Origin of the sequence: uncultured Kordia sp. (assembly GCF_947489565.1) — a bacterium.
Taxonomy (GTDB): Bacteria; Bacteroidota; Bacteroidia; order Flavobacteriales; family Flavobacteriaceae; genus Kordia.
This window is the reverse complement of record NZ_CANLEA010000001.1, coordinates 188,704-205,856: the sequence shown is the minus strand read 5'-3', so window position 1 is coordinate 205,856 and position 17,153 is coordinate 188,704. Positions and strand designations below refer to the sequence as shown.

Annotated in this window: 12 protein-coding genes; 2 read left to right on the top strand and 10 right to left on the bottom strand. The window is 35.1% G+C overall.

Translation table 11 applies throughout. From position 1 onward, the window contains the following. Positions 1-5 precede the first annotated feature (5 nt). The 7 genes from Q0845_RS00870 to Q0845_RS00840 form a co-directional block, all read right to left on the bottom strand. Positions 6-674, bottom strand: coding sequence for a HesA/MoeB/ThiF family protein (locus Q0845_RS00870; RefSeq protein ID WP_298507704.1), 669 nt, complete (start codon positions 672-674; stop codon positions 6-8). Then, complete coding sequence (locus Q0845_RS00865) at positions 674-3,262, bottom strand: DUF4132 domain-containing protein (protein ID WP_298507700.1); 2,589 nt, start codon at positions 3,260-3,262, stop codon at positions 674-676. Before Q0845_RS00865 ends, Q0845_RS00870 begins: the two co-directional genes overlap by 1 nt. 9 nt (positions 3,263-3,271) lie before the next feature. Next, entirely contained in the window at positions 3,272-3,664 is a 393-nt protein-coding gene (locus Q0845_RS00860; RefSeq protein WP_298507698.1) for a hypothetical protein, read from the bottom strand. 111 nt (positions 3,665-3,775) lie between these two features. Beyond that, positions 3,776-5,656, bottom strand: a complete 1,881-nt coding sequence (locus Q0845_RS00855; RefSeq protein WP_298507694.1) for an OmpA family protein — start codon at positions 5,654-5,656, stop codon at positions 3,776-3,778. 21 nt (positions 5,657-5,677) lie between these two features. Then, complete coding sequence (locus tag Q0845_RS00850; protein ID WP_298507691.1) at positions 5,678-6,595, bottom strand: type IX secretion system membrane protein PorP/SprF; 918 nt, start codon at positions 6,593-6,595, stop codon at positions 5,678-5,680. A gap of 54 nt (positions 6,596-6,649) precedes the next feature. Then, on the bottom strand, positions 6,650-10,918 hold the full coding sequence (locus tag Q0845_RS00845; protein ID WP_298507688.1) for a gliding motility-associated C-terminal domain-containing protein: 4,269 nt from the start codon (positions 10,916-10,918) through the stop codon (positions 6,650-6,652). A gap of 91 nt (positions 10,919-11,009) precedes the next feature. After that, the gene (locus Q0845_RS00840) at positions 11,010-11,972 is read right to left on the bottom strand and encodes an endonuclease (protein ID WP_298507685.1); all 963 of its coding nucleotides are present in this window, start codon (positions 11,970-11,972) and stop codon (positions 11,010-11,012) included. An 85-nt stretch (positions 11,973-12,057) separates the two neighbouring features. Between Q0845_RS00840 and hflX the strand changes: the two genes are divergently transcribed. Then, positions 12,058-13,269 carry a GTPase HflX gene (hflX, locus tag Q0845_RS00835; RefSeq protein WP_298507682.1) on the top strand — a complete coding sequence of 404 codons (1,212 nt, stop codon included), beginning with the start codon at positions 12,058-12,060 and terminating at the stop codon, positions 13,267-13,269. A 99-nt stretch (positions 13,270-13,368) separates the two neighbouring features. Then, positions 13,369-13,545, top strand: coding sequence for a hypothetical protein (locus Q0845_RS00830; protein WP_298507680.1), 177 nt, complete (start codon positions 13,369-13,371; stop codon positions 13,543-13,545). A 47-nt stretch (positions 13,546-13,592) separates the two neighbouring features. On the opposite strand, the gene Q0845_RS00825 is transcribed toward Q0845_RS00830, so the two are convergent. From Q0845_RS00825 to Q0845_RS00815, 3 genes are read right to left on the bottom strand one after another with little or no spacing between them, the layout of a single operon-like run. After that, positions 13,593-14,939 (bottom strand): hypothetical protein, encoded by a 1,347-nt coding sequence (locus Q0845_RS00825; protein WP_298507677.1) that lies wholly within the window; start codon positions 14,937-14,939, stop codon positions 13,593-13,595. Positions 14,940-14,970: 31 nt separating this feature from the next. Then, positions 14,971-15,687, bottom strand: coding sequence for a response regulator transcription factor (locus Q0845_RS00820; RefSeq protein WP_298507674.1), 717 nt, complete (start codon positions 15,685-15,687; stop codon positions 14,971-14,973). Then, positions 15,687-17,084, bottom strand: coding sequence for a HAMP domain-containing sensor histidine kinase (locus Q0845_RS00815; RefSeq protein ID WP_298507671.1), 1,398 nt, complete (start codon positions 17,082-17,084; stop codon positions 15,687-15,689). Before Q0845_RS00815 ends, Q0845_RS00820 begins: the two co-directional genes overlap by 1 nt. Positions 17,085-17,153 lie beyond the last annotated feature (69 nt).

The window sequence follows — 17,153 nt, the reverse complement described above, 5'->3', positions numbered from 1 at the left end:
GAATTTTATCTTAAATCAAACACCCGAAATACATTTTTAGAAAGATTGAATACTTGTAGCTTTCCTTGCAATACATTTGAAGCTTCTTGCAGAATTTTGATCACTTCGTTGACCTGAAAACTAGATGCCATTGCGACTATTTGCGGCATGACTCTGGAATCATTACAATCTTCTGCTTGGAAAATGTTTTGATCGTTTATAAAGGTTTCCTCCATTGATTTTCCTCCTTTGTAATTGAATACCGAAATATGACCTTCAGAAGCTTTTACGCCTGTATATATCATAGGAATTTGATGTTTGCTACAGAAAGCATCAATCACCAATCGGGCGGCGTAATTATCGGTACAATCTAAAACAAGATCTACTTCCTGAAGTAATTGTTCACTGTTTTTAGACGTTAATCGTTCTCTGAATGTTCTAATTTCAATCGTTGTGTTGCGTGCTTGTAGTTGTGCTTTCGCGATGTCACATTTGTACTTTCCAACAGCATTTAAGTCATATAATAATTGACGTTGCAAATTGTCTTCTTCCACAAGATCGTCATCAATAAGTGTCAAAGTTCCAACACCAAGCAGTGCCAAAGACATAAGCGTTCCACAACCCAAACCGCCACAACCGATGACGGCAATATGGCTTTGTGCTAATTTTGCTTTAAACGCTTCTGCCTCCTTCATTATTTGATTTGACTTAGAATGGTTTTATCTGTGATTTTATCATCTTCTGCCAATAAAAACGCCTTACTTAACACCAATGATAATCCACGATCGCCTTCAAAAGGCAAGAAGATATTGCTTGTATTTTTATCTTTCCCTCTCGCAGGAACAATACATAAATATTGATCGTTGGGTTCCATCAAAATATTAGAACTTCCAATGTGGATTTTGTAGGTGCGTCTGGTTCCTTTGATACGTAAAAACTTCCCGTCAATTGTAGCTACTTTGTTGATTTTTAATCGTGGCAATAGTTTTTCTAAAATGCCTTTTCTGGTTTTTGCAACTTCCGTTAAATCTCCAAAAGAATAGCTAGTCCAATAGTCGCGATATTGTGGCAATCCACCATTATCTCTCCATTCCGGATCGTTTCCAACACTACAAACGCCCACAAATAAATCTACATCACGTAAAATTTCAGACAATACGAGTTTGGGCACATCGAGCAAATCCATGACTTCATTATTCTTAATAAACCGTACTTGATCGGTGGCGACATAATTCCAAATTCCAGCATCATTAAATTGATCATCTGCATTCAATTCGTTAATCCAAAATTGTGCTTCTATGTGGTGCGCTTTTACGTTAATGGTTGCCAGTTGTCGGTCATATCCATCATCATACGCACCTAACAATGAATATTTCCATCCACGAATACTTGTCAATGCATTGAATTGATGTTGCTTTAAAATATGCGCCGCCATTCGGTTGCTATACGTTTTTGTAGTGACCTCAGCATCAGTTAATATGTATACCTCGCGATAGGCTTGTTTAAGTGGTTGTTTGAGTTCGAGTGTTTCTAACTTTTTTCTCCAAAATAATACACCATCCACTGTTTCATGAATTGGATGCCATAAACGAACTTCCGTTTCTTCCGTAATCCAATCTAGTGTAGTATCTTCTTGAGTTGTCCACTGATTATTGATATATAAAGCGGTAACAAAATTTTCTCCTTTTTTAAATTGCCATAAGAGTCTTTTTGCGATAAAACTAACCAAACCATGATTTAAATAATGTTTTTTGAAGTTTTCATAACTCCAAATACGATTATCCAAATATAAACGATCAATGCGATCACGTTGTGCTGTCAGGTATTTTTTGATTTGTGCTACATCGTTTTTTGCTTTTTTAAGCTTTGTTGCGTGTTTTGCAGTGTTTTTAACAAATGAAGGCGTCGTTTTTTGCGATTTACCATCAGGTTTTTTCCAAATCAAATTTACTTTCCCTAGTTCCTCAATTGCAATTTCAAGTGTATAATCGTCAAATACATATGTTTTTGCTCCATCTTCCAATCCGAACGTAGGAATGGAAAGTTCTTCTATTTCAGAAGAAGAAATTCCAAGTTTTACAGAAGCTGCTTCAATATATTTTTCAACAAGTTTTCGTGTATTGTTCTGCTTAATTTTTAGTTTTAATCGTGATAGATGACTAATCCCTTCCAATCCTTTTGTATTTCCCAACACATAGATGCATGCATTTCCAACTGCGCCAGCGGCAGGACCTACACCAGGAATTTTTTTATAACAACGTTCTGCAAGTTTCGCTACTAAGGCTAAAGTTGCTGTATCATGAAATTTTGTCAAACTCCACACCAAACCTTTTAGAAATACGGTACTTTTTTCCTGTAAAAACTCATAATTTGTGTATTCATACGTTTGCCCTGCATAGGTACTTCTTGTAACAGTTTCTATTTCTTTAAGTTGTATTACATGTTCCAACCAAGGATGTATGACTGCTTTGTATTTGGCAATACCAATTTCATCAATGATACTACTGGTGTTTTTAAGAAAACGTTGTGAAGGCTTTCCGCTGGTTGCTTTTGTGAAAAGATGACAAAGTTGGTAAAAATGATCGCGAAGATTTTCTTCTACGGTAATGATTTCAGCATTAAATATTTTACCAAATTGATCGTCTATATGTGTGTACGGAAGTATTTTTCCTGCGGCATTTTGATCTTCAAAGAGTAGTTTTTTGAGTTTAGTTTCCACTTTGTCCAAATCAGCTCCCCAATAATTATTTTTATTTTTCATTGCTGGAGAAGCTAGAAATTTTTCTATATACGTTTTCCACTCTGGAGATAATCCATTTTTTTTGACGCTTTTTTCTATTTGCTGTGCTGCATAGCCGATTGGCCAATTTGAAAAATGTATAAGATTCTTTTTAGAAGACGATGATTCTTCAAAGAAATCCATCAATTTGGCAAATTCCGTTGGTTCATATTCAAGATTTCCACGTAAGAGTGTAGTTAATAAATCATCACAGACGTGTCGTGTGGTAGTTTCAATATTTGTGAGTGATTTTCGAGTAGTTTTCTTGAGTAATGCAATGCTTTTTTCGGCTAAGTATTGGACAAATTCTTTTTTAAAAGCGGCTTCTTTTGCTTTAAGTTCTTTATACGATTTTAATTTTGAAAACGCTATTGAATAAGTATATCCTTCTAAAAAGGCTTCTTCTCTAATTTCTCTTAGCTGTTCTTCATACACAGCATTTTCTGAAGTGATCTCTTCTTTTTTAGCGCCAAATAAATGTTTTAGACTGTCTGTAAATCCCATGGTATCATTTTATCCACCTACTAAAGGCGTAAGTTTCACAAAGCTAACGGTTGTGGTAGCTGTAACGAGCACTTCTTGTTCTAAATTTTCTGCTTGTTGATCATCTACTAAAACGAGATATCCATTTTGCTGAAATGCATTTAAAGCGATGAATGTTTGTTGTTCAGCATCAATTTTAGCACGGTTTTTTTTGAGTTTGTAACCATTAAGTGTTTCTTCGGATGCTGTGGGACGAATAAAGCCTTTAAAATAATCTGGACGTTTGTTATTATACGCTTCTACTTCTGAGGTAACTCTTGCTTCAATAATATCTTTTACTGTGACGATTTCACTTTCGACAGCAATTTGTATTTGATTGAGAATATCGCCCGTAAGGGATTCATCCTTAATAGTTATTGTCATAGAAATGATTTTTAATAAACTTACTAATTTTGGATTATACTTGAAAGTGTATTGCATAAAAAAACCTGCAACTACGGGAGTTGCAGGTTTTGTATATAAGAGTAATTGTAATTAGTCTTTGCTTACAATAATGAAGTCAGAACGACGATTTTGCTGGTGTTCTTCATCCGTACATTTTTTACAGTCAATTAATGGAGTACTTTCTCCTTTTCCTTCACTGCTTAAGCGTGAGGCATCAATTCCTTTAGAGATGATGTATTGTACTGTAGATTTTGCTCTTCTTTCAGACAAACGTTGGTTGTATGAAGCAGGACCTCTAAAATCTGTATGAGTTTCTACTTTAATCACCATGTTTGGATACTTTGTCATTACAGAAACAACTTTATCTAATTCAAAAGCAGCATCTTGTCTAACGTTATGCTTATCAAAGTCAAAGTAAATTGGATTTAATACAATTACTTCTTCTTCGATAATTTCTTCAATTGGTGCTAATGGAATGCCTATAGATCTTTCTGGATTATCTCCACTGCTTACATCTAGTTTTTCAGGAACATATCCATCAATACTAGCTTCTAATTGAGAAGACTTATCGCATTCTACTTTAAAAACTACTTTTCCTTCTGCATCCGTAGTTTTTGTACCAACGCTGTTTCCTTGATCGTCAGCCAATACAACTTTTGCTCCACTTAAGATAACTCCAGTTTCTTTGTCTGTTACAGTAATCACAAAATCAACATCACAAATAGGGTTGACTAAGTTTACTTCGTAAATATCGTCATCTCCTTTTCCGCCTTCACGGTTAGAAGCAACAAATCCTTTTTTAGATTCTTCATTAAATGTAAATGAGAAATCATCTGCATTACTGTTTAATGGTGTTCCTAAGTTACGAACCGCTCCATAAGAAGCATCTTTTACTCTAGCAGCAAATACATCTAATCCTCCAATACCTAAATGACCATCAGAAGAAAAGTATAAAGTATTATTGCTACTGATGTATGGGAAGAATTCTCTTCCTTCTGTATTGATATCTCCACCTAAATTTTCTGGTTCTCCAAAAGATCCATCGCTATTAATAGCAACTTTATATAAGTCAGACTGACCTAAACCTCCTGGCATATCAGAAGCAAAGTATAATGTTTTACCATCTGCACTTACTGCTGGATGTCCTACAGAATACTCATCATTGTTAAATGGAACGGATTTTACATTTGTCCATTCTCCACCAGACATTGTTGCTGTATACAAGTTTAATGTACCTTGTCCTTCTTCACTTTTCTTGAATTTACCATCATAGTAATTCTCACGCGTAAAATACATTGTTTTACCATCAGGAGAGAAACTTACGGTTCCTTCATGAAACTTTGTGTTGATGTCTTTTGATAAAGCGATTGCATTTGATAATTCGCCATCACCATCATACGTAGCCATATAAATGTCTAAGTATGGTTGATCGTTCCATCCATATTTTCTTCCACCATCACGCGTAGACGTAAAGTATACAGTGTTTCCTGCTGAGATTGCTCCGAAATCAGAGTTCTTTGTGTTAATCTCAGAGTTTTTCACTTCAAACTTGGTCACTTTCGCTAAGATTTGCGGAATATAGTTTGGATTTTTATTAAAAGCTATAGCTCTTTTATCTCTTGGTTTCGCTTTTGCAAACTTTGCCATGAATTCGTTGTGCTGTTGGTATTTTCCATTAGCTTTCAACATTTGAGCATACTTATAATACACATCTGGCTTTGTATTCCCTTCAGAAATAGTTTGGCTATACCAACGTTCTGCATCTTTCGTTTTGAAAAGATTGTAATAACAATTCGCTAGTTGCTCATATACATAAGCATCAGCTTCTTCAATGGCAATTTCTTGATACTCCTCGGCCGCTTTTACAAATTCAAGTCTGTTATAAAGCTTATCTGCTTTTTTGGTTTTATCATTCTGAGCAAACACATTTGATGTCGCTAGAATTAGAAATAATATATATAATTTTTTCATTGTTTTTTTGGCGTTTAGGTGTTAGAAATATCTAGGCGAACGAGAAACTTTTCTTGGGAAGTATAGATCAAATAATAAAAATACTTCGTGAGATGCGCTTGCTACAGAAGAGATTTCTGAAGTTACGGCATCATAGGCATAACCTATACGTAATCTCGGGTTAATCGCAAAGTTGACCATTCCACTAAAAGAGTCATCCAAACGGTATGAAGCTCCAATTTCAAACTTTTCATAGAATAATGCATTCAAGTTAAGGTCAAATGACGTCGGTGCATTAAATGCAGACTTCACTAAGAATGAAGGTTTGATTTTGGTATTTGGACTCGCTTGAAAAACATAACCACCCGTAAGGAAGTAATGTTGTATTTCTGAACCATACGCTCTACCATTAACGTCTAGGTGTTTTCCTTTCAAAAAGTTAGGAACCGATAATGCTAAGTAGTAATTGTCAGAGTAGTAAAAAAGTCCAGCTCCAATGTTAAAAGTTGTCTCGTTTACATCACTAGAAAAGGCTTCATCTCCTTGATCAATAAGTGTTGGGTTTACTTGAGATAACAATCCAATATCGTGGAAAGTAAGTCCTCCTTTAATCCCGAACGCCAATTTGTGAGCGCCTCCTAAATTTAGTGTATATGCAAAGTCAACGTACGTATTAGTCTCTTTTACAGGTCCAATTTGATCTGCAATTAAAGATAATCCTAATCCAACGTTTTTACCGACTGGCGAATGCCCAAAGAACGTAAACGTTCTTGGGGCACCGTCAAATCCGGTCCATTGATTTCTGTATAATGCTCCTAAAGATATTCCTTCTCTAGATCCTGCATATGCAGGATTGATTACTGCCATATTGTACATGTACTGTGTGTACTGCGGATCTTGCTGTGCAAGAGATGGTAGTGAAAAAAGTAATACAAATAGTGCGATATATAAGTTCTTCATGATAAATGATGTAATATTATTTTTAAGAATTTAGATGTTTAATTTTAGGGAAGCCTATTTGTTTAGATAAATCCATCCATTTTTAGCTTGTCCATTTTCAAGTCTCAATACATAAAAATAAGTTCCTACTGGTAATTCATCATTATCATTTGTTTGACCTCTCCATTCATTTGCATACTGATTCTTTTGGTATACAGAACGACCATGAGAATTAAATATCTCTAATTCTTGTACTCTAAATGCTCTTAAATCCCAAGTATCATTTAAGTTATCTCCATTTGGCGAAATTCCCTGTGGGAATGAACACATAGAGTTGATTACTGTAAATGTTTGTGAACTTGAACAACCGTCAGCAGTTGTAATTGTCACCGTATACTCTCCATCGTCAGTTGCAATAAATTGCGAACCATCATTTGCAGATGATGAACCACCAGACCAGTCATATGTTACGGTTGCTGGATCATATCCGTTATTTAAAGGAGATACAGTAATTGTATACTCATCATTGATACACTCACCTTCTAAAGCGATGTTTGCTGGATCAATTTGCATTAATACTACAACTTCAAAACTTCCAGTTGCGTAACATCCAGTATCATCATTTTGTAGACGAACATATACAGTTCCTCCTGCGCTTGTATATACTGTAGGATCAGCAAGCATGTTATTTCCTGCTTCTGCATCCGCCATCGAATCATAATAGGTAACTGTGATAGGATCAGCAGGATCGTTTGGTAATAGTAAATCAGTTTCTACAGATGTTAAATCAAAATCCGTACTACCATCAAGATCTTCATCACATACTTCAATTGGGCCTGCAGGTCCAACTTCAGGATTTTTTTGTACAGTAACTGTAACATCATCTGTTAAGGTTACTAACGATCCGTCAGCTAAAGCATAGGTAATAGACGCTGTATAAGTTGCATCATCTGTTGGAGAAACCGTAATATCAGTATCATTACTAATTACGTTTCCATCTTCATCTAACCACTCAAATGTGTAGTTTGGATTACCATCTGGTACAAATCTCCATAATTCTTGCTCAGTTACTTCCCATGCTCCAGTATTTCTACCAGTAGGTGCATATCCTACAGTTCCAGTAATATTTTGGATACCTGTAGTAGCAAGACCTCCATTCCATGTTGTACAAAGTGGCTTTTCTATTAAAAGAACATCTACAACATTAGAAGATTCATATAAAATGATCTGCTGTGTTGTTAAGAGTTCATTACATCCAAATTGTGGGATTCGGAAGAACGTTACTTTAAATTGTCTTGAAGGTGCAGTACCAACAGTTGTATATTCAATATAGTGATCTCCAGCTACACCAGGATCAATATCGTGATATGCTCCATGAACTGCATTCAAAGGAAGGTTTGGCGATGGTAATAAATCTGCCGCATTTATATTCCAAGGACAGAAGTTCCCAGCATCCGCAATATCGAATGAAAGTAATCCGTTTGCTCCAATAATTACACTATTATAATCGTTTCCAAAGTATTGGAAATTAAAGTCTAAGTTAATCACAGAAGACCATCTATCATCTAATGTAATAGACGTTGGCAGCCCTGTTAAGTTATCTGGAGGACATTGTAAGTCACTAATTGTATATGTACTTGTATCAGACGTTATAGAACTTGCCATGAATGTAGCAGATAAGTCTGTTGAAGTTACATCACATGTTTGTAATTGATCGTATCCTGCATTGATAATGCGACATGCTTGATCTGGACAGAACGCTTGCGTTTGTGGTTCACTTGTCAATACACAGTTCGTATCATCAGTATCAGCTACTGTAAATACTACCGGTGTTGTATTTGGATATGGTCCAAAAGTATATACTCCAGCTGCAGTTACTACTTGTGGTGCACTTCCAAAGTCATCAGAAATTGTGATAGACATTGCATCTCCTGTAGCTAAAATTTCAACATCAACTAAGAATTGTTCACCTGCTGCACAATCTTCAACTACAGTATACGTAGCTGTTGGTTTGAAACATGTTAAACATTCTGCAGTCCAATCCCAAGTAGTTCCGTTTCCAGAAGCACAACTTGTAAATCCTCCACTGTTGATAACCATAAAGATATTTCCTCCTGAAGATTCAACTATTAAACCTGTTAAATCTCCTGCGTTGTTACCATCAAATAATACTGGTGCTGTTGCATCTGATCCGTCATAAATAGTAATTGTATCAAAATCATCTACAATTGTTCCTGTAAGGAATGAAAGTCTTACTGGGAATCCAGTATCTGAAGTAAATAAGAATGTATTATCGTCATTGTTTGTATAACAGTGACTTACGTTGATTGGTCCGTCAGCACAAACTAAGTTAAATACTTGATTTGGATCAGGTCTTGTTGTAAAGCTTTCTTCAATACATCCTGTTGCCAATCCGTTTCCATTATATGGTAAAATTGTTACGTAGTATGTTGTAGAGTAATCCGTATCTAATGCATACGTATTTACTAATCCTACATCTTCTCCGTTTACAATATCATTTCCTCCTGGAGTTGTTCCTACAGTAAGAATATATCCTGCTGGTGATCCAATTGCAGATCCCCAAGTAATATTTTGATCTATTTCAACAGCAGTTGCTCCATTCGTTGGGAATGTTAAAGATACACATGATGGCGGCGCCAATGGATCAATACATCCTACGATGAAATCCCAAGGAGTATATCCTTGTGTTTGACAGCTAATAGAACCATCTGGTGTTACTTCAATAATAATGCTATCTCCTGTAGATTCAAAAGCAAGTCCTGCTAAATCTCCAGCATTTCCATAACCTGAGTATAATAATGTTACACCGTCAGAGTCATAAATATTTAATTCATCCCAGTTATTTTCTACTTGTCCTGCATTAAAGCTTACTGCAAGTGTAGAAGTACCGTCAGAACTTCTGTAGCTAAAACGAGTTGTTACACCACTTGTATAACAGAAACCTGTATTGTTAATTGGTGCAGCACTACAATCTACTACTTCGAAAGGATCATCTCTAATCGTAAAGCTTTCTTCAGTACAACCTGTAGCGTTTCCGTTTGCATTATAAGGTGTAATTGTTACATAATATGTAGTAGAAAAATCTAATGTTCCTGGATCGTATGTATTTACTAATCCAACATCAACCATGTTAGCAACGTCTGTTCCTCCTGGAGTTGTTCCAATAGAAACTAAATATCCTGTTGGAGCACCTGTTGCAGTTCCCCAGTTAATATCATCATCTTCGTTAATATCAGTAGCTCCATCTGTTGGAGAAGTTAAAGACACACATGTTGGAGGAACTGAATCGTCCACACATGATACTGTAAAATCCCAAGGAGTATATCCTTCTGACTGACAACCAAAGATTCCGTCAGATTGAATCATAACGATAATAGAAGATCCTGAAGATTCAAAAGAAAGTCCAGTTAAATCACCAGCATTTCCATATCCATTATACAATTCAGTAACTCCATCAGAATCTAAGATGATTAATTCATCCCAGTTATTTTCTACTTGCCCTGCATTAAACACAACTGCTAAGTTTGAACCATCCGTACTTGCGAAGTTAAACATAGTGTTGTCATTGTTTCCATAACAGAATCCTGTGTTATTTACAGGTCCAACAGCACAGTCTACAGGTGTATTTGGATCGTCTTCTGTTGTAAACATAGATTCCGTACATCCTGCACTATTTCCATTCGCATTGTAAGGTGTAATAGTAACAAAAATGTCCGAAGAATAAGGGAGTGTTCCTGGATCATACGTGTTTACCAATCCAGCATCAACCATATTGGCGATATCTGTTCCTCCTGGTGTTGTTCCAATAGAAACTAAATATCCTGTTGGTCCTCCTGTTGCAGATCCCCAAGTAATATCACTTTCTACATTCACATCAACTGAACCACCAGCTGGTCCAGTAACGGCAACACAGGAAGGTGGTTGCGTAGTATCTACACAGGAAATTGTAAAGTCCCATGGCGTAAAGCCATTTCCAGTACAGTTTACCGAACCATCAGATGTAATTCCAATAGTAATGGTATCTCCTGTAGATTCAAAAGAAAGACCTGTTAAGTCTCCTCCTGCTCCGTAACCGTTATAAATTTGAGTAGTTCCGTCAGAGTCAGTGATGATTAGTTCATCCCAGTTATTCTCTACTTGTCCGGCGTTGAAGATGACTGCCAGTGGCGATCCATCACTACTTGTGTAGGTGAAAGATGTAGTATCATTATTTCCATAACAGAACCCAGTATTATTGATAGGTCCCACAGCACAGTCTACTGTTTGTGAATATGATAACGCACTGAAAAATGTCACCATGATCAACAAGGTAATTTTTTTCATAAAAAAGTTGGTTAATAGTTAGTAGCCCTAAAAATAGTAAAAAAATATAAACTTAACTTTACTTTAACACTTTAGTTGAAAAAAATAAAGGTTAGGCGTTAAATTTTAATCTTATGTAAACAGGAAAGTGATCACTATAACCACCCAAATATTTTCTACCTGCATAGGTTCTAAAAGGATTGCCTTTGTACTTTCCTTTCCACTGTGTTAAAAAGTGATCGTCAAAAATATCTGCAGACGCAAAACTGTGTGTATTTTTTTTATAATCGAAGAAATTGGTTGTGAAAATGATTTGATCAAACAAATTCCATTCTCCTTTGTAGTTTAGACTACCTTTATATATAGTCAATAATTTTTCCATCGGATTGTACAAATCCGTATCCATTAAATATTGCTGAATACTTTTACTAGTAGGATCGTCATTAAAATCGCCCATAATAATGATATGAGGATCTTCTTCTTCTGTTTGAATGTAATTTATTTTCTCGCGTACTACTTCTGCTGCTTTGATACGTTTGTGAGCCGTTTCATCTGCTCCGTCTCTTCGTGAAGACCAATGATTGACAAATATGTGAATGGGCTCATTGTTTAATAATCCTTTTACATATAATGTATCTCGTGTAAAATCGCGATTTCCTTCTTCATCATATAATAAGATAGGAATAGATTCTGACGTTATGACTTCAAAGTACTCCGTTTGGTACAATAAACCGACATCAATACCGCGTTCGTCAGGCGAGTTGTAGTGCACAAAATCATAATTGTATTCTTCCAGTTGTTTTGATGCTATCAAATCACTCAACACCTTTTTATTCTCTACCTCAGCAACGCCTATTAATACAGGAGCATTTTGCGCATCTTCTGGTCCTAAACTTGAAATAGCAGAACCAAGCTTGTAGATTTTCTTTTCATAACGTTTTGGAGTCCAATTACGATCTGATTCAGGTAAAAAATCATTGTCAAGAATGTATTTATCATCTTCAGTATCAAATAAGTTCTCAAGATTATAAAATGCTACTGTGTGATATTTTCGAATCGTCTCTTTTTTCTCCATAAGTGCTATAAAAGTGTATTTAATAAAATATAAAAGTACTAAAATCAAAAAAGTAAATGTGTAACTTTGTCTTTTAATTTTATTTATGTTAGAGAAGAAAACTATTGCTTACGAGCGCACTGTACTTATAGGAGTAATTACAAAAGATCAGGATGAAGCCAAATCAACAGAGTATTTGGACGAGCTTGAGTTTTTGACATATACTGCAGGCGGTGAAGTTGTAAAACGTTTTACACAGAAGATTGATATTCCGAATCCAAAGACATTTATTGGAACAGGAAAAATGGAAGAAGTAGAGCAGTTTGTGAATGCGAATGAAATTGGTTCTGTAATTTTTGATGATGAATTGTCTCCGGGACAACAGCGAAATATTGAACGTTTGCTGAAATGTAAGATTATTGATAGAACCGGATTGATTTTAGATATTTTTGCGCAACGTGCACAAACAAGTTACGCACGTACACAGGTAGAACTGGCGCAATATCAATATTTGTTACCACGATTAACAGGATTATGGACTCACTTGGAACGTCAACGAGGAGGAATTGGAATGCGTGGACCAGGAGAGACAGAGATTGAAACCGATAGACGTATTGTACGTGATAAAATTTCGTTGCTTCGAAAAAAGATGAAAACGATTGACAAACAAATGGCCGTGCAACGTGGAAATAGAGGCGCACTGATTCGTGTGGCTTTGGTAGGATATACCAATGTTGGGAAATCTACCTTAATGAACGTAATTAGTAAAAGTGATGTATTTGCCGAAAACAAATTGTTTGCTACGCTAGATACTACCGTTCGTAAAGTTGTGATTGGAAATCTACCTTTTTTATTAAGTGATACTGTAGGATTCATCCGAAAGTTGCCTACACAATTAGTCGATTCTTTTAAAAGTACACTTGATGAGGTTCGCGAAGCTGATTTATTGTTGCATGTTGTAGATATTTCTCATCCTAATTTTGAAGATCATATTGCTTCTGTCAACCAGATTTTGAGTGAAATTAAAAGTGCAGACAAACCAACAGTAATGGTCTTCAATAAAATTGATGCATATACGCATGAAACTATTGCTAGTGATGATTTGATTACCGAAAAAACCAAAGCACATTATACATTAGAAGACTGGAAAAAAACATGGATGAGCTCATCTGCAGAAAAGGTTTTATTTATCTCTGCTATTAATAAAGAAAACTTAGATGAATTTAAACGCAAAGTATATAATGTAGTGCGCGAAATTCATGTAACTCGTTTTCCATACAACAACTTTTTGTATCCTGATTATGAGGAGCTTCAATAGCGTGTTTGATTTTCATGTTAAAAGAGAAAATTTCATAAGTTTTTTTGTAAATATTTCCTTTCTTTCTACTTTAACAAAATAAATTTTAAAACTTTTAACATGAAAAAAAGAAATCTTAAATCATTAAAACTTAACAAAAAAGTTGTTTCAAAATTAGAGACTAGTATTGCTCTCGTTGGTGGAGCTAATGCAATTCAAAGTATACCTCCAACAAAATGTCCATGGATGTGTAAGGTAAAGAAAGAGGATCCTTTAAATAACAATCCACAATCTTAAAAAAATTTTATTTTATAAAGTCAGAAGTAATTACTTCTGACTTTATATTATCTATCTTCTTCAATCCAAGTTCCTATAATTCCTTTGCTTCCCAAACTATATCCCAAACGATAGCTTCCTGCTTCTTTCATTTCAATATATTTTCCTGGCGCTGGAATGATTCCGTTGTCACGGAGAATTGCATTGTAAGTAGCTACCAAATTTGAAGTCAGTTTTTGTCCGTTTTGAGTAATCTTATCTCCATCAATTAATAGTTTTACAGCTTCATCCGTAGAAGCGATATAGCCTTTTTTATGCAAATCATTAAATACCTTTTTAATTTTAGCATTTAAACCAATGACCACAATATGATCTCCTTTTTTGTAAAATGAAAAATCCGCATTCGATTGGATTCCTGCTTTACGAAACATCTGTAAATACTTCTCATATTGTGCTTCGGCAAGTATTGCTCCGTTTACATACATATGATCTTTTTCGCTGGTAAATATGACTTCGGAAGTAGATTTGATCAAATTGTCTTTTTGCAACGAAGTCAATAAATTTTCTTGCACTTCTGGCCAAATCCAATTAAGATTTGAACCAGAAGAAATTGATGTATATTTTGTTTTTGGATCTTCTAATAAGCGTTTGATGTAGCTACTCACGCCACCTTTGTGACGTGCTTTTTCTTCCAAACGTTTTGCTTCGAGTTCTACACGCTTTGCTTCGCGCTCAATGCGTTTTGCATCACGTTCCATACGTTTTGCCTCGCGTTCCAATTGCTCTTTTTTACGGTGTTCCTCTCTTTTTGCACGTTCTAACTCACGCTTTGCTTGTTGCTCAATACGTTCTGACTCACGTTGGTATTGTCTTTCCAAACGTACTGCTTCACGCTTCATACGCTCTGCTTCTGTTCGCATACGATCAGCTTCACGTTGCATACGCTCCTTCTCTACTTTTACAGAACTTCCCGAAACAATAATTTTAATATCTTTTCCTAGATTTTCAAATTTCTCAGCCAATTCAGGAGAAGCTACATTCAGATCTAAAGAAATACGCAAACTTTTTTTGGTAAGTTTTACATAATATACCTTTTCATCGCTACTCCATTTAGAATATCCTGATCCGATATCCATATTTTTTCCACCTAAGGTTTCTTCAATTAAATTTTTAAGCTTTTGGTATCTATTTTTTGGAAAACGCGCACGAAGCTTATAATCATCTTCGGTATGACTAATAGAAATTGAAGTGCTTTCATTAGAATCACTACTTGTTGATGAACTACTATAGGTCGATGATGAACTTGAGCTTGAGCTTGAACTCGTAGATGGTGGCGTTGGCGGTTCTGGTGTTGTTTGTGCATTTCCAACCAAAAACGCAAGTATAAAAACGGTTGTTATGAATATTTTTTGCATGTTTTCTAATTTTTTGATGAATTTTTAATTCTTAATTTGTGATGATTTTAAAAGTCAATCCCACGCCACGTGTACTTTCAATGGCAATTGTAGAATCTTTCTTAAAATATTTCCGGAGTCGGCTAATGAATACGTCCATGCTTCTTCCCGAAAAGAAATCATCATTTCCCCAAACATTTTCAAGAACGTCTTCTCGTTTTATCATTTGGTTTTTGTGATCGTAGAAATACTGAATAAGTTGCGCTTCTTTCTCAGTAATTCGCTGTGTTTCTCCATTGAATTTCAATTGATAGTTTACGGTGTCAAAAACATATTTCCCGATGGCATATTGCTGTTCGTTTTTTGATGAAATGATCATTTTTTGAGCTCGTTTCAATATGTTTTGTAAGCGTAATACTAAAATATCTGCTTCAAATGGTTTGACGATATAATCGTCGGCTCCGAGTTTTAGTCCTCGTATTTTATCTTCTTTCATCTTCTTAGCGGTTAAAAAGATGAAGGGAATTTCTGGGTTGTGTTGAATCACTTTTTCTGCCAATGAAAAACCGTCTAGCTTTGGCATCATCACATCAAATACACAAATATCAAATGCTTGTTCTTGTTGATGTTCATCCGCTGTAAAAAGCGCAAAAGCTTCTTGACCGTCTTTTGCCCAAGTGACCTCAAAATTGTGAATCATTAAGTATTGTTTTAAAATACTTCCGAAATCATAATCGTCTTCTGCGAGTAAAACTTTGGTTTTTTGCATTAGTTAATTGGTATTAATATGATAAAAGTGGTTCCTTTTTCTAATTCGCTTTGCACTGAAATTTTTCCTTTGTGTGCATTTACAATCTGGCTTGTATAGTACAATCCGAGTCCGAGTCCTTTTACATTGTGTACATTTCCGTGGCTAACTCTGTAAAATTTATCAAAAATCTGTGCTATATCTTCGGTGGCAATTCCGACTCCATTATCCGTAATTTCAATTTTATATTCATTGCCTTTCAGCGATGTTTCTATGATAATTTCTGTTTGATCGTTTCCGTATTTTACCGCATTTTCCAAAATATTGAAAAGCGCAGTGGTAAAGTGAAATGTATCAATACGCAACAATACTTCTTCGGCACATACATTATTAATAATACTTAAGTGTCGCTGTTGTGTTGACAGTTTAAAATCGGCAATTAAATCTTCAAAGTATTCATTATCTACCACAGTATCTTTCGACAATACAATATCATTGGCGCTCAAACTATTTGTCAACACTTGATCAATGAGTTTTTGCAAACGCGTATTCTGTCGGTCTACAATATTTAAAGTATGGTCAAACGCTTCCGCAGAATTTCGAATTTCCTTGTTTTTTAAACTTTTGGAAGCGACTCCTAACGTTGCCAGCGGCGTTTTTAATTCGTGTGTAATATTGTTGATGAAATCTGTTTTGACTTCCGTAATTTTCTTCTGATTAATGAGTGTTTTAATTGAATAATAGAACAATCCGACCACAAATAAAAAGAGCAATACTGCACAGACTAATAAGGTTGCCAAACGACGAAATACGATACTTTTCCAATCGGTAATTAAAATAATATCTTTCGTTTTTATTTCTACATCGAGTGCTTTACTATAAATACTATCATTTTCACCAGTCACATAATAACTAAACTCTGTAAACGTGCGCGATGTTTTGATAGTGTGTGAATCTTTATTATCAAATTTTTCTCCCAAAATAGCACCATCTTTTATAGTTGGAATTGGAAAAATAGTATCCGTTTGCTTTCCATTAAATAGTACAACACTTGATATTTCTCGCTTGTAACGAATTTTATAACCTAAATCTATAGTTTTCAATTCTTTATCATAACGTTGCATGTATGGTATGTTGATACTATCGCTTTTGATGCGTAATTTTTGAATGACTTCAGGTTTGGTGATACGTTCGTTTTTATAATCACCCAAATTATCACGTAAATCTTCTGCCAAAACATCCATTAATGAATCCAATTCGGGATGATTGTCTATATCCGAAATTGCATCATTGGTTTCTTGTAGAAATGCAGTCTTTTTAAGTTGATATGCACTTTCTACCAAATATGCTTGAATTCCTGATAAAGCAATTACAGTAGCAATGGACGCAATAATTAATATGGTAATTTTATTTTTCATTCAATGGTTATTGTTGGTTGTTTACTGATTTTGCAGTTTCAACATTTCAAAAGTAGTCATTCGGGCATT

What these genes read in the sequence shown, in the direction of transcription:
- Q0845_RS00870 (WP_298507704.1), bottom strand. Translation starts at nt 674, where the DNA reads ATGAAGGAGGCAGAAGCGTTTAAAGCAAAATTAGCACAAAGCCATATT.
- Q0845_RS00865 (WP_298507700.1), bottom strand. Translation starts at nt 3,262, where the DNA reads ATGGGATTTACAGACAGTCTAAAACATTTATTTGGCGCTAAAAAAGAA.
- Q0845_RS00860 (WP_298507698.1), bottom strand. Translation starts at nt 3,664, where the DNA reads ATGACAATAACTATTAAGGATGAATCCCTTACGGGCGATATTCTCAAT.
- Q0845_RS00855 (WP_298507694.1), bottom strand. Translation starts at nt 5,656, where the DNA reads ATGAAAAAATTATATATATTATTTCTAATTCTAGCGACATCAAATGTG.
- Q0845_RS00850 (WP_298507691.1), bottom strand. Translation starts at nt 6,595, where the DNA reads ATGAAGAACTTATATATCGCACTATTTGTATTACTTTTTTCACTACCA.
- Q0845_RS00845 (WP_298507688.1), bottom strand. Translation starts at nt 10,918, where the DNA reads ATGAAAAAAATTACCTTGTTGATCATGGTGACATTTTTCAGTGCGTTA.
- Q0845_RS00840 (WP_298507685.1), bottom strand. Translation starts at nt 11,972, where the DNA reads ATGGAGAAAAAAGAGACGATTCGAAAATATCACACAGTAGCATTTTAT.
- hflX (WP_298507682.1), top strand. Translation starts at nt 12,058, where the DNA reads ATGTTAGAGAAGAAAACTATTGCTTACGAGCGCACTGTACTTATAGGA.
- Q0845_RS00830 (WP_298507680.1), top strand. Translation starts at nt 13,369, where the DNA reads ATGAAAAAAAGAAATCTTAAATCATTAAAACTTAACAAAAAAGTTGTT.
- Q0845_RS00825 (WP_298507677.1), bottom strand. Translation starts at nt 14,939, where the DNA reads ATGCAAAAAATATTCATAACAACCGTTTTTATACTTGCGTTTTTGGTT.
- Q0845_RS00820 (WP_298507674.1), bottom strand. Translation starts at nt 15,687, where the DNA reads ATGCAAAAAACCAAAGTTTTACTCGCAGAAGACGATTATGATTTCGGA.
- Q0845_RS00815 (WP_298507671.1), bottom strand. Translation starts at nt 17,084, where the DNA reads ATGAAAAATAAAATTACCATATTAATTATTGCGTCCATTGCTACTGTA.